This window comes from Lentzea aerocolonigenes, assembly GCF_000974445.1.
Taxonomy (GTDB): domain Bacteria; phylum Actinomycetota; class Actinomycetes; order Mycobacteriales; family Pseudonocardiaceae; genus Lentzea; species Lentzea aerocolonigenes.
The window spans coordinates 117,513-130,930 of the sequence record NZ_BBOJ01000024.1; the positions used below are offsets into that span (position 1 = coordinate 117,513).

A 13,418-nucleotide genomic window follows, 5' to 3' on the forward strand; every position below is an offset into this window, starting at 1 on the left:
GAAGGACGGTGCCGGGCCTGCCCGCCCGGCACCGTCCACGGGGATCAGAACGACGCGACGTTGAGCAGAGGCTCGTGCGTGCCGTCCGGATCGGTCGCGGAGTTCCAGTTGTTCGTGCCCGCGGCCTGCAGAGCCGACTTCACGGCCGCCGGGGACGCGCTCGGGTGGGTCGACTTGTACAGCGCCGCCGCACCCGCGACGTGCGGGCTGGCCATCGACGTGCCCGAGATCGTGTTGTAGCCGCCGCCCTTCCAGGTCGACAGGATGCAGACGCCAGGAGCGATGACGTCCACGTCAGCGCCGTAGTTCGAGAAGTCGGCGAACGTGTCGTCCACGTCGGCACGGCACGTCGAAGCCGCTCCGCCACCCGGCTGGCCGTTGAAGTCGGCCAGCGCGCTGACCGTGACGACTTCCTCGTAGGTGGCCGGCACGAACGTCGACGAGTTCGCCGCGCTGTTGCCCGCGGCCACGACGTAGGTCACGCCGGCGGACACCGAGCGGCAGATCGCCTCGTGCATCGCGTCCTTGTTGGACCCGCAGGCGCTGTCGCTGCCGGAGCCGCCGAGGCTCATGTTCGCGACCTCGATCTCGTTCGCGTGCGCGGTCACGTAGTCGATGCCGCAGATGATCGCGGAGAACGAGCCGCTGCCCTGGTTGTTGAGCACGCGGACCGGCCAGATGCGGGCGCCGGGGGCGACGCCGACGACCCCGTTGCCGTTGTCGAGCGCGCCGATGGTGCCCGCCACGTGGGTGCCGTGGCCGTTGCCGTCGTCGGCGCTGCGGCCGGTGGAGCAGTTCTTGGCCCCTGCCGTGTTGACGTTGAGGTCGGGGTGGTCGAGGTCGACGCCCGTGTCGATCACGGCGACGTCCACGTTCACGCGTTCGTCGGTGCCGTTGATCCGGGCGGTCGGGCTCTGCTCGGCGTCGATGCGGTCGATGCCGGTGGGCAGGGTCTGCGCGGCGATCGAGGCCACGCCGTCGGGCTGCACCAGGGCGACCCGCGGGTCACGCGCGAGGCGTGCCGCGGTCGTGGCGGTCATGTGTCCCGAGTAACCGCGCACGGCGGAGGTGTAGACGTTTTCGACGGTGACGCCGAGAAGGCCGGTCACGCTGGACACGCTCACGCCGTCCTTCAGCAGGACGATGTATCCGCTGGTCTGGGTGTCGGCACTGGCGGGAGCGGCGGGAACGGCGGCGGCGAGCAGGACGGCTGCGAACAGGGCCTGGACGGTGAGTCGTCGCATGTCTCTCCTCAGGGGCAGGAGCAGGGATCACGATGTTCTCACCCGAACGGGCAGAAGCGTTAGTACTTTCGGGTGTAAATCGGTGAGCGCATCCGCCTGTATTGATGAACGGGTGCTGACTCACCTGGAGTGCGCTCGCTGCGGCCTGAGCCACGACGCCGACACCGTCCAGAACCTCTGCCACGAGTGCGCGTCACCGCTGCTGGCCCGTTACGACCTCACCAGGGTCGGCCGTCCCACCAGCGAGAACAGCCTCTGGCGCTACCGCGACGTGCTGCCGGTCCGCGATCCCGACCCCGCCTTCAGCCTCGGCGAGGGCATGACCCCGATCGTGCCGTTGCCCGCGCTGAGCCGGGCTCTCGACGCGAAGATCCTGATGAAGGACGAGTCGCTCATCCCGACCGGCTCGTTCAAGGCCCGCGGCGCGGCCGTCGGGGTCGCCAGGGCGAAGGAGCTCGGCGTCGAGGGCATCAAGATGCCGACCAACGGCAACGCGGGCGCCGCCTGGGCCCTGTACGCGGCCCGCGCGGGTCTGCGCAGCGTCATCGCGATGCCGGACGACGCCCCGCTGATCACCCGCGAGGAGGTCGAGGCGAGCGGCGCCGAGCTGCGGATCGTGCCGGGCACGATCGCCGACGCCGCCAAGGCCGTCGCGGACGTCGCCCTCTTCGACGCCTCCACGTTGCGCGAGCCGTACCGCATCGAGGGCAAGAAGACGATGGGGTACGAGATCGTCGAACAGCTCGGCTGGCGCGTGCCCGACGTGATCGTCTACCCGACCGGCGGCGGGGTCGGATTGATCGGGATTCACAAGGCGCTGCACGAGATGCGCGAGCTCGGCTGGATCACCGGGCCGATGCCGCGGCTGGTCGCCGTCCAGTCCACCGGCTGCGCCCCGATCGTCAGGGCGTTCGACGAGGGCGCGGCGGAGTCGGCGTTCTGGGAGGACGCCTACACCGACGCGTTCGGCATCAACGTGCCGAAACCGTTGGGGGACTTCATCATCCTGCGGGCCATAAGGGAAACCGGCGGCACCGCGCTCGCCGTCGACGACGAGCGCATCGAAGCCGACCGCGCCGAATGTGCCCGTCTCGAAGGAGTTTTCCTGTGCCCGGAAGGCGCCGCCACGATCAGCGCGGTCCGGGCTCTGCGTGCGAACGGCTGGCTCGCGGCGGACGACGAGGTGGTCGTGCTGAACACCGGAGCGGGCATCAAGTACCCGAGCGTCAACCGAGGTCCCGCACCCGAAGCCGCGCCACACCGGCGGAACTGAGCACGACGGCCACCGCCGCGAGCCCGAGCAGGGGCGCGGCGGTGAGCTGTTCCCCGGTCAGCACGCGCGGCAGGAAGTGGAACGGCGACACCAGGTTCGCCACGCCGTAGTCGATGCCGAGCGACGGCCCCACGATCTCGCCGAACATGTTGACCACCAGCCACACCACGAACGAGATCGCCGCGGCCGCCTGCGGCACGAACCCCACGGCGAAACGCCGCGGCGGCCACGACCGGCACCACGAACACCCAGGCCTGTGCGAACGCGAGGTGGCTCCACCCGTTGGGCGAGAACCACCGCAGCCACAGCACCCCGCTGCCGTCCGCCGCGAACCGCACCCCGTACGTCACGCCCAGCACGCCGCACGCGATCAGCCTCGCTGTCGACGACCGTTCGGTGAGCTGTGCGGCCACCCCGGCCACACCCGCGAACACCAGCCCCGGCGCGGCCACCGCGGCGCCGAACCGCAGTCCGCCGATCGCCGCCACCAATCCGCCGGTCAGCAGCGAAGCGCCCACGGCCAGGGCGAGCGCGGAAGCGAGGGGAGCGAGGCGGGAGACGGGGGTGGCGCGCAGGAGCTCGTGGCGGCCGGACTCCTCCTCGGCCCTGGTGTGCCGGATGACCGTGAGGATCGCCATCAGGGACGTCAGGGTGAACGCGACGTCGGCGATCTTCCACCTGATCAGGCCGGGCAGCGTCGGGTCGGTGAGCTGGCCGGTGAACGCGGTGAGCGCCGCGTTGCCCGCGACGTCGTGGGCGAAGGCGAGGGCGGAGTCCGGGCTGGGGAACATCCGGGTGTACTGGCCGGTGACGCTGAGGACCACGCCTGCGATCAGCACGATCCAGGAGGCCAGGACGATCCGGTCGCGGCGCAGCAGGAACCGTAACATGGTTCAGAAGCTACACAGGTTTCACAAATTCATGAAGACTGACGAAGGCGGGTCGCACCTCACCGCTTGGCAGGCCGCCCCGAGGGCATCCGGAGAACGGGCCGAAACGGCTCTCCGGCGTTGTAGAGCTCCTCCAACTCGGTCACATAGGCGAGCACCGCCGGATTCACGATGTCCGCCAGCGACCGCACCCCGGCCTGAGGCTCGTAGGACGCCAGGTACGTGGCCGCCGCACGAGCCCGCTCCAGCACCGACCTGTCGAAGTTGATCGTCCGCTGGACCCGGCGCCGGGATTGCGGGCCCTCCCCGGTAGGCTGATCCACGCCTGGAGCACTAGGGGAGGCTGTGATTCCGTCCACACTTCCGTCCGGCACGAGGTCAGGTTCGAGCATCGGCGAATCTCCTCGGAGTCGTCGCTCCGGAGCGCGCCCGCGGAGGGGTCGCGAACCGGCCGATCTGGGCGTTCACATGAGTGGACACGTGCGCGTGTTTGGGACGCACGCACTGTGTGTGACCAGGGCGTTCGCAGTCGGGTGAACCTTGCCAGCGACGGAGAGAATCTTGAGCCGGGTGTTCCCCACTGACCTCTCCTCAGTGATGATGTGTCGGCCAGATTAGACGTAATTCCTCCCAGGGGGAACGGCCAGATGATCTACAGCCCGCACCAACAGCTTCACACGACGTGACGAACTCGTGTTCTACTCGTAGCGCAAGCCCGAGCGCACTCTGGAGTACCTAATGACCGCCATGGACCTGGTGACACTCGCTCAGCAGCAGCCGACGGTGCCGGGCACAGGCAATGTCCGCGGCTGGATCCTGGACAACATCGTTCCGCTGCTCCTGCTCACCGTCGCGCTCCTCCTCCTCTGGCTGGGAGGTGGCAAAGGTGACAACGCGGGTGTCATGCGCCGCCTCGGTGGCGTGATCGTCGCCCTGGCCATCATCGGCCTCGCGGTCACCACCGACGCGGGGTCGAACATCGGCAAGTGGCTCGCCGGCCTGTTCGTCGGAGGCTGACACGTGCGGGTCCGCACTGACGACGAGGTCTACCGGGTCGACGCCGTCTGGCTCGGCCCGCCCAAAGCGACTTTTCCCTGGCGCGCGCGGTACGTCGCGTGGGGCGTCGGGATCGTCGTTTTCCTCGTCGTACTCACGATCGAGCGGCAGATGGGCGTCGGGTTCGGGTTCTTCTCGACCGCGTGGGCCCTCGTCGCCACGATCCTCCTCACGCGCTTCATCACGGCGCGGATCAGTCATGAGCGGCCTCTCACGGCCGTCATGTCGATGTGGGTCCGCGAGCTCACCGCACCTCGAGAACGCACGGCAAGCTCTGGAGGAGCGGCCAGCGCCGCCCGGATCCGGGTCAGCGCCCAGCGGCCTCGTCCCAAGTTGAGCAAGAAACAACAACGACGGGCGAGACAGCAGGCCCAGACCCGCCGGACGTCAGCCAGCCGTAAGAAGGAGGTTCGCGGTGTTCGGACGCCGGCGAGACCGTGACCGTCGCTCCGCCCAGCACATCGCCCAGCACGCCGCGGCCGATCCCCGCGAGCGCGCGCAGGTCTACTCGAAGCGCGGCCGGCGCCTGCCCGGCGAGCAGGCCGTGCCCAGCTACACGCCGTCGATCGCGGCCCGCAGCATCGACGGCCACCTGCTGCGCACCGGCCAGGAGGTCTACGCCTGGTACCGGCTCGCGCCGCAGCGCTGGTCGTTCCGCAGCGACTCGCAGCGCCAGGACCTGATCGCCGCCATCGCCGGTCAGTACGCCGAGCTGCAGGGCCGCTGGATGCACCTGCGGGTCACCACGCGGCCGTACCCGATCCGCATGTGGGCAGAGGCGCACGTGCACAACGCCGTCAAGCGCCTGCCGGACACGCCCGGCACGCTGTCGTTCGACGACTACATGGTCGGCGAGCAGCAGCAGCTCATGGGCCGCTCGATGGCGGAGAAAGAGGTCTACCTGGGCGTCCAGGTGCAGACCCGCAACATGATGGACCGCGCCGTCGAACGGGCCGCCCCGGTGCTGCGCAAGGTCTTCCCGGACGCCGTTGACGCCGAGCTGGTCGCGCTCGACTCCGAGGTCGAGCACCTCGACCAGGTGATCGGGTCCGCCGGTCTCGAAGGCCGTCCCGCGACGGCCGAGGAGATGTCCTGGCTGATGCACCGGTCGTGCTCGCTGGGGCTGCCCGCGCCGCGCAACCTGCCCGCCGTGCCGGGTGCCGCGTGGGAACCGGAGGACCTGGCGTCGTTCACCGACGCCGCGGACTTCCACCAGGAGCCCTACTCGCCGACGGTGACCGTGCGCGGCCGCACCGGCTCGAACGCGGGCATCAAGCGGCACGTCGCGGTGCTCACGGTCGGGCTGATGCACGGCCTGCAGATCCCCGAGGTCGACGACCCGTGGGTGCAGCGCGCGGACCGGCTCCCGGCGAGTGTCGAGTGGTCCGCCCGCATCTACGTGCGCAAGCCCGAGGAGGTCTCGGGCGAGCTGTCGCGGCAGATGAGCAAGGTGCGCTCGCAGGTCCGCCACTACACCGACGAGCACGAGCTCGACCCGCCGCAGTCGCTCGCCCGCCAGGCAGGCCGCGTGCTGGAGATCGACGACGAGATGACGTCGGGCTTCACCGCGCTGGGCACCCGGGTGCGCAGCTGGTGGCGGCTCGCGGTCAGCGGCCCGACCGAGCGCGAGGCGCTGCGGCTCGCCCAGTCCCTCCTCGAGCTGTACAAGCCGAAGATCGCGATCGAGCACCCCGAGGCGCAGTACGCGATCGCCCGCGAGTTCATCCCCGGCGAACCGCTGTCCAACGGCGCGTACCTGCGCCGCGGCTCGGTGTTGTGGGCCGCTTCAGCGGTTCCGACGGCCACGGCCGAGGTCGGCGACCGCCGCGGAATTCTTCTGGGCGAGACCGTCACGGCCACGCGCCGCCCGGTCGCCTGGGACCCGTGGATGGCGCAGGAGCTCCGCGACGCGTCGGGTCTGACGGCGATGGTCGCGGGCCTGGGTGCCGGTAAGTCGTTCCTCGGCGGCGGCATGGTCTACAAGACCCTGCGGGCCGGCGCGCACTGGACGTTGCTTGACCCGTCCGGCCCGCTGTCCGCGCTGTGCGACCTGCCGGAGCTGCGGCCGTACGCGCGTCCGATCAACCTGCTCAACGCCCAGCCCGGCATCCTCAACCCGTACCGGGTGGTCGCCGAGCCGATGATCGAGCACTTCCTCGACGAGGACGACCCCGAACGGGCCTGGCGCCGCGAGAAGGCACTGGCGGCGGCGACCCGTCGTCGTCTGGTGCTGGACGTGCTCACCGGTCTGCTGCCGTTCGAGGTCGCGCGGCTGCCCCAGACGCGCATCGTGCTGCTGCGTGCCGTCCGCACGGTCGGTGGCCGCTTCGACGCGCACCCCGGTCTCGTCTTCGAGGCGCTGCGCCGGGACGCGTCCGAGCACCACGAGCACGCCGTCGTCGTCGCGGACTTCCTCGACGAGATGCGCGAGCGCATGTCGTTGCTGATCCCCGAGGACAACCACGACCCGTACAACGAGCAGCGCGACGACCGCCTCACCGTCCTGACGATGGCGGGCCTCAACCTGCCGAAGGACGGCGTCGGCCGCGAGCACTGGACCGACGCGGAGTCGCTCGGCGTCGAGATGCTGAACCTGGCCGCCTGGCTGACCCAGCGGTCGATCTACGACCGGCCGAAGGACCTCCGCAAGGGCGTCTGGATCGACGAGGCGTTCTTCCTCTCCGAGGTCCCGACCGGTCGCGTGCTGATGAACCGCTTCGCGCGTGACTCGCGAAAGTGGAACGTCCGCGTGCTGTTGTCGTCGCAGATCCCAGCGGACTTCCTGAAGATCCAGGGCTTCGTGGCACTGCTCGACTCGGTCTTCGTCGGCAGGCTCGACGACGACCAGGCGCAGGCGGACGCGTTGCGGTTGCTCAAGGTTCCGGTCGGAGCCGGGTACGAGCAGGTCATCGCGTCGCTCGGCCGCCGTCCCGGTGGCGAGCGCACCGCGACCGAACGCGACCGCGCGCCGCGGCAGTTCATCTTCGGTGACGGTGCCGGCGGTGTGGAGCGCATCCGCATCGACTTCAGCGGCCCGCACCTCGAGCACCTGCGCAACGCCCTCGACACGACCCCCGATGCCAAGCGCGACAACGGCAAGGGCGAGCTCGTGCCGGCGGACGACACCAGCGCGGCTCCCCAGCCGCCCGCCTACGTGCCCGACGAGATCGACGACGAACTGGCGGCGGACATGGAACTCGGACTGACGGAGGACGAGGCTCATCTGGTGGGCCACGGTGACGGCACCAACCGCCACCGGGACGGCGCCGCATGACGGCGCTGACGGTTGTGCTGGTGATCGCCGCCTTGCTCTGGGCCAGGCGGCGGTTCCACCTGCGCATGTCAGCACGCACCAGGTCGGTGAGCCTCGTGGCAGCCATCCTGGCGCTCCAGGTGGTCCTGGGTGCCCCGATGGCGCACGCCCAAACCTGTGGCGACCCGCCGAATCCGGAACGGCCCGGCGCGGGCATGGTCGGCGCGCTCGACCCGCCCGTCGGCAACGGCCTGCCCGGCTCGCCGTACCTCGAGTACGGCTACGCGGGCATGGTGTGGCACACCTACACGACCAAGTGCAACGTCGTCCCGGACGCCAACGCCACGATCGACACGTGGGCGGGCAACGAGCTGTTCAGCATCGGCAAGAACATCGTCGGTGCCACGAACGCGTTGCACTACACGGTGATGGGCCGCGGTCTGCTGGTCCCGCTGGACGACGCCGTGAAGAACGGTGTGCAGAAGGTCTACGACAACGTCTACCTGCGCTGGTTCGGCCTGGTGGCGTTGATCCTGGCGATCCTGATGTTCCGCCAGATCTGGACCGGTGACTTCGCCACGATCTCCAAACGCGGGCTCTGGGCGTTGGCCGCGATGTGGCTCGCCACGTCGACTCTCGCGCTACCTCAGTTCTACAACCTCCTCGACAACACGCTGGTCTCCAAGACCTCGGAGATCCAGGCGGGTTTCATCGAGGCGCCGGAAGAACAAGGCACACTGCACGTTCTCCCGACGAAACTGCACGACGCGGTCGTCTACCAGAGCTGGCTGCGCGGCGCGTTCGGCACGCCGGAAGCTCCGCAGGCCAGCGAGTACGGCCCGCGCATCCTCAAGGCGCAGGCGTGGACGACGACGGAGATCGCCGAGCACAAGGACGCGGACCAGGCGGCCCTGGAGGCGAAGAAGGCCGAGTGGAAGGCCTTGGAAGCCCAGCTCGGCACCGCGAAGGGCTACTTCGACGGCACCGACGGCAGCCGCACCGGTGCGGGATTCCTCGCGCTGCTGCAGTCCATCGCGTTCTCGCTGTTCCAGCTGTTCGCGAAGGCCGCGGTGCTGCTGGCCCAGCTGCTGCTGCGCATCCTCACGCTCGCCGGGCCGCTCATCGGCCTGGTCGCGCTGATCCACCACGACCTGCTGCGCAAGGTCGCGCGCGCGGCCGCCGTGACGGTGTTCAACGTGCTGGTGCTCGCGGTGCTCGCCGGTGTCCACGCGTTGCTGCTGCAGGCGATCTTCAACGCGAGCGGGCTCTCGTTGCTGACGCGGACGTTGCTCGGCCTGATGCTGACGCTCATCTGCTTCGTCATCGGCAAACCGTTGCGCCGCATGTGGCAGATGGTCGAGATGTCGGTCGGCTCCGCGGGCAACGTCCTGCCGATGAGCGGTGGCGTCTGGTCGAAGATGATGGGCAAGAAGAAGACCGGCCCGTCGCCGCAGGACGAGTTCTGGGAGTCCGTGCGGGAGAACGAGACCGACGACGAGGTGCCGCAGCGCGGCCGCAACCGGGTGCGCCCGGAAGCCTCCAGCCCGGTCATGGCGACGGCGCAACGGCTCGACCGCGACTCCCAGCCCGGCCAGATCATCGGCGGTGGCGAGGGTTCCGGCGTGCGCGCGGGGGCACTGCCCGCGGGATCGGGCCCGGCGGCGTTGCCGGTCGGCCGGTCGCGCGTGGTGGACAGCCCGCCGGTCACGGACAGGCAGTGGGACCGGGTCGACGACGCGGTGCTCGTGCCGTCGCGCTCAGGCGGTTACTCCGGCCCGGTGCAGGAACCTCGCAGGGCCGAGACAGAAGTGGTGGCAGGACGTCAGGTGCACGTGATCTACCGACCGTCGCGCGGTTTCGAAGTCAGGGACAACTGAAGGGAGGCGTAGGTGCCGATCCGAACCAACCGCGGCCGTGCCGCGGTGTACCGCAGGCTCTGGGGCTGGCCGCTGCGTTCCCCGCGTCACCTCGCCGCCTCGATCATCATCTTCGTGGTGCTGGTCGTCGCGCTCGGCGTGATCATCCCGAAGGTCCTGGACCGCAAACCGTCCACGCCGACGGCCGGGGGCCCGTCGACGTCGCAGCAGGGCACGCAGGTGGGGCAGCTGCCGGCCAGCGGCGCCTCGCTGCCCACCAAGGAACCGGCGCCGTCGATCTCCGCGTCCGCCGCTCCGCCCCAGGCCGACGCGCAGCTGGTCGCCGAGCTGTGGGCGGAGAACTGGATCAAGCCGCCACCGGACGACGACGTCAACAAGTGGCTCACGCAGCTCCGTCCGTACACGACGGAGGAGTTCCTCGCGCAGATGGCGACGATCGACCCCAAGAACGTGCCGGACAAGATCACCCAGAAGGTCACGCCGAAGAAGTCGTTCACGTCGTCGGCTGACTTCGAGGTGGGCACCGATCTCGGCAAGGTCGTCATCACGCTGGTCAAGGCGCCGGACGGGAAGTGGCGCGTGAACAGCTACACGAAGGCGGGCTGACCATGCGCCTGATGTTGCTGATCGGGGCTCTCGTCGCCATCGTCGTGATCGCGGTGGCGACCTCCGGTGTGACGCAGGTGGTCAGCAACTCCACCAATCCCGCGGTGACCGGCAACTTCCAGCTGATGGGCTGCAACGCCGCCATCGGGCCGTGGGACGCGGGAGGCGGCGCCGCCAAGGGCCAGGCCGACGCGGCGCGGCTCAACGACGAACAGCGCAACATCGTCGCGCGGATCATCTCCATCGGCCAGGAGCGCAAGCTGCCGCCGCTCGCGTGGCAGGTCGCGATCCAGGCGGGCATGACCGAGTCGGGCCTGCGTCCGCTGAACTACGGCGACCGCGACTCGCTCGGGATCTTCCAGATGCGTCCGTCGATGGGCTGGGGAACACCGGCCCAGGTGACCGACCCGACGTACGCGATCAACAAGTTCTACGACGTGCTGCTGAAGGTGCCGGACTGGGAGAACAGGCGGCCCGGTGACTCGGCGCAGGCCGTCGAACGGTCGGCGTTCCCCGACCGGTACCACAACTGGGAGTCGATGGCCGCGTTCCTGCTGAGCGAGCTCGGGCAGATCAGCGACCCGGCGGGCTGCGGTTCGGGCGCGGGCCAGTTCCTGCTGGGCTCGAACGCGGCGGCCAGCGCCATCGAGTTCACCAAGCAACAGCTGGGTGAGCCGTACCTGTGGGGCGGCAACGGCCCGGACGCGTGGGACTGCTCCGGCATCCTCGTGAAGGCGTTCGCGACGGCCGGCGTGAAGATCCCGCGCGTGGCGAACGACCAGTACGAGAAGGGTGGCGCCCACCTCCCGGTGCGCGACGCCCAGGCAGGCGACCTGATCTTCTGGGCGACCGACACGTCGAACCCGCGCACTGTGCACCACGTGGGCATGTACCTGGGCAACAACGAGTACATCCACGCGCCACAGACGGGTGACGTGGTGAAGATCAGCAAGATCAACTGGGACTATTACGAGTTGATGCCGCTGGCCGTCCGGCCGGGCGTGTAGATCGCGGGGAGGCGCTGCATGTTCAACCACGACCCCATCCCGAGGCCTTCCGGACCGCCCGCGTCGAGCACACCAGTGCGTGACTACATGGCGGCCGGTGCTCCCGGGGTGTCCGCCGACTACGTGGTCATCCCGCGTGCGCTGGCCGAGGCGATGCCGCTGCCGTGGCAGCAGCACCTGACGCACCTGCTCGCGGACTTCCACCGCACCTACGGTCACCTGAAGTGGCCGATCTACCGGGTGGTGCCGTCGCGCTACGAGAAGCTCGCCGACCTCGACGAGGACCAGCTGGCCGAGGTCGGCGCGATCGTGGAGATCGACTCCGACGGATCTCTGGTCTACCGGGACCGTTCCGGACGTAAGATCGAGAACGCCGAAGACCGCACGGTGCTGGTCTCGTGTTTGGACCCGATCCCGTCGGAGTACGCCAACGCCAACCAGTCCACGCCGCCGCGGGGATTCCCGGCGCCTTTGGGAGGCGAACGCGTATGAGTGACACGAGCGGTTGGTACTACTGCCTGACCCACCAGGCCGTCGAGCAGGGCAAGGGCTGCAGGGGCGGCGATCGGATGGGACCCTATCCGGACCAGGCCACGGCGGCCCGCGCGCTGGAGATCGCCAGGGAACGCACTCGCGCCGCTGACGAAGCGGACAAGAAGTTCCGCGGCGACGACGAGGACTAGAGATGTGACGACGAGGCCCGGAGCGCGTGCTCCGGGCCTCGCTCCGTCCGCCCGCCTAGTCTGTGTGGGTGGCCTCACTGGTGATCCGCACGGGTCGTGCCGACCTGTCCTTCGACGGCATCCGCACCGAGTTCGACCTGCCCTCGTCGTTTCCGTCCGAAGTCCTGGCAGAGGCCGAAGCGGCGGTCTCCCGTCCCGTCGGCGACCGCCCGGACCTCACCTCGATCCCGCTGGTGACGATCGACCCGCCGGGAGCCAAAGATCTGGACCAGGCGCTCTGCCTGGAGAGGACCGCTTCCGGTTTCGTCGTGCACTACGCGATCGCCGATCTCGGCCTGTTCGTGACGCCCGATGGCGCGCTGGACTCCGAGGTCCGTGAACGCGGACAGACCATCTACCTGCCCGACGGCAACGTGCCGCTGCATCCGACCGTGCTGTCCGAGGGCGCTGCCTCTCTCTTGCCGGGCGTGACGCGTCCTGCGGTGCTGTGGACGTTCACATGCTCGGCTGACGGAGAGCCTGTTTCGGTCGAGGTGCGGCGGGCGCTGGTCCGGTCGAGGGCCCAGTTCGACTACGCGTCGGTGCAGGAGTCGTTCGACGCGGGCAACCCGCACCCGTCCGTCGCCGCCCTGGCGGAGTTCGGGCCGTTGCGGCGCGAGCTCGCCCGTGAGCGCGGGGCGATCGAGCTCCAGCTGCCGGAGCAGGAGGTCGAGCCGGACGGCGAGGGCTGGAAGCTCGTCACCCGGCCGCGGGCGGAGGTGGACGCGTGGAACGCCGAGATCTCGCTGATGACCGGGATGGCGGCGGCGTCGATCATGCTCGAGGCCGAGGTCGGCATCCTCCGCACGCTGCCCGACCCGGACGCCGAGGCCGTCAAGGCACTGCGCAAGTCCGCCGCGGCGTTGCGGGTGCCGTGGCCCGCGGACGTGTCGCCGGGCGCGTTCCTGGCCGGGTTGGACGCCACCCAGCCGGAAGCGCTGGCGCTGTTCACCGACGCCACACGGCTGTTGCGCGGCGCGGGCTACTCGGCGTTCAACGGCGAGGTTCCTGAAGTCGTGACGCATGCGGGCGTGGCCGCGCCGTACACACACGTGACCGCACCGCTGCGGCGCCTCGTGGACCGGTTCGCCACCGAGGTGTGCCTCGCCGTCACAGCAGGGGAGGAGCTGCCGTCCTGGCTGGCCGAGGCGTTGCCGCAGCTGCCGTCGCTGATGGGCGCGTCGGACTCGCTCGCCTCGAAGGTCGAGCGGGCCTCGCTGGACCAGGTCGAGGCGTGGGTGCTGGCCGGACGCGTCGGGCACGAGTTCGACGCCGTGGTGCTGCGGTCGGGGGACCAGGAGGCCGAGGTCTTCGTCTCCGACCCGCCGGTGCTCGCCAAGTGCGCGGGCAGGCGGCTGCCGGAAGGTGAGCGCATTCGCGTCCGGCTGGACGAGGCCGACCCCGCTGAGCGGCGCGTACGGTTCACGGCGAGCTGAGCTTCGAGCGCTCCTCTGAGAGTACGCGGGGAGCTTTCGTACTCTCCTGGCGCA

Annotated in this window: 13 protein-coding genes; 10 read left to right on the top strand and 3 right to left on the bottom strand. The window is 69.7% G+C overall.

Features of this window, described 5'->3' with window-relative positions:
- Positions 1-44 precede the first annotated feature (44 nt).
- Entirely contained in the window at positions 45-1,244 is a 1,200-nt protein-coding gene (locus tag AOM45_RS39210) for a S8 family peptidase (RefSeq protein WP_030472647.1), read from the bottom strand.
- Positions 1,245-1,356: 112 nt separating this feature from the next.
- On the opposite strand from AOM45_RS39210, the gene AOM45_RS39215 reads away from it, so the two are divergent.
- A complete protein-coding gene (locus AOM45_RS39215; protein WP_236703992.1) occupies positions 1,357-2,517 on the top strand; it encodes a threonine synthase in 1,161 nt (386 codons plus the stop codon).
- On the opposite strand, the gene AOM45_RS39220 is transcribed toward AOM45_RS39215, so the two are convergent.
- On the bottom strand, positions 2,471-2,725 hold the full coding sequence (locus AOM45_RS39220) for an efflux permease Rv1217c-related protein (protein ID WP_030472645.1): 255 nt from the start codon (positions 2,723-2,725) through the stop codon (positions 2,471-2,473). The genes AOM45_RS39215 and AOM45_RS39220 overlap by 47 nt on opposite strands.
- Before the next feature lie 741 nt (positions 2,726-3,466).
- Positions 3,467-3,730, bottom strand: a complete 264-nt coding sequence (locus AOM45_RS39230) for a ParB family protein (RefSeq protein ID WP_233442566.1) — start codon at positions 3,728-3,730, stop codon at positions 3,467-3,469.
- 415 nt (positions 3,731-4,145) lie between these two features.
- Here AOM45_RS39230 and AOM45_RS39235 point away from each other — a divergent pair, with 415 nt between their 5' ends.
- From AOM45_RS39235 to AOM45_RS39275, 9 genes are all read left to right on the top strand, one after another.
- Entirely contained in the window at positions 4,146-4,424 is a 279-nt protein-coding gene (locus tag AOM45_RS39235) for a hypothetical protein (protein WP_030472642.1), read from the top strand.
- A gap of 3 nt (positions 4,425-4,427) precedes the next feature.
- Positions 4,428-4,904 (top strand): hypothetical protein, encoded by a 477-nt coding sequence (locus tag AOM45_RS39240; RefSeq protein ID WP_030472641.1) that lies wholly within the window; start codon positions 4,428-4,430, stop codon positions 4,902-4,904.
- Positions 4,905-4,923: 19 nt separating this feature from the next.
- On the top strand, positions 4,924-7,737 hold the full coding sequence (locus tag AOM45_RS39245) for an ATP-binding protein (RefSeq protein WP_051784591.1): 2,814 nt from the start codon (positions 4,924-4,926) through the stop codon (positions 7,735-7,737).
- Complete coding sequence (locus AOM45_RS39250) at positions 7,734-9,593, top strand: hypothetical protein (protein ID WP_030472639.1); 1,860 nt, start codon at positions 7,734-7,736, stop codon at positions 9,591-9,593. Before AOM45_RS39245 ends, AOM45_RS39250 begins: the two co-directional genes overlap by 4 nt.
- A gap of 12 nt (positions 9,594-9,605) precedes the next feature.
- Positions 9,606-10,199 (top strand): hypothetical protein, encoded by a 594-nt coding sequence (locus AOM45_RS39255; protein WP_030472638.1) that lies wholly within the window; start codon positions 9,606-9,608, stop codon positions 10,197-10,199.
- Between the two features lie 2 nt (positions 10,200-10,201).
- Positions 10,202-11,206 (top strand): C40 family peptidase, encoded by a 1,005-nt coding sequence (locus AOM45_RS39260; protein WP_030472637.1) that lies wholly within the window; start codon positions 10,202-10,204, stop codon positions 11,204-11,206.
- Between the two features lie 18 nt (positions 11,207-11,224).
- Positions 11,225-11,698 (top strand): hypothetical protein, encoded by a 474-nt coding sequence (locus AOM45_RS39265; RefSeq protein ID WP_035913345.1) that lies wholly within the window; start codon positions 11,225-11,227, stop codon positions 11,696-11,698.
- Positions 11,695-11,889, top strand: a complete 195-nt coding sequence (locus AOM45_RS39270; protein WP_030472635.1) for a hypothetical protein — start codon at positions 11,695-11,697, stop codon at positions 11,887-11,889. The genes AOM45_RS39265 and AOM45_RS39270 overlap by 4 nt, the downstream gene beginning before the upstream one ends.
- Before the next feature lie 68 nt (positions 11,890-11,957).
- Positions 11,958-13,364, top strand: a complete 1,407-nt coding sequence (locus AOM45_RS39275; RefSeq protein WP_156094339.1) for an RNB domain-containing ribonuclease — start codon at positions 11,958-11,960, stop codon at positions 13,362-13,364.
- Positions 13,365-13,418 lie beyond the last annotated feature (54 nt).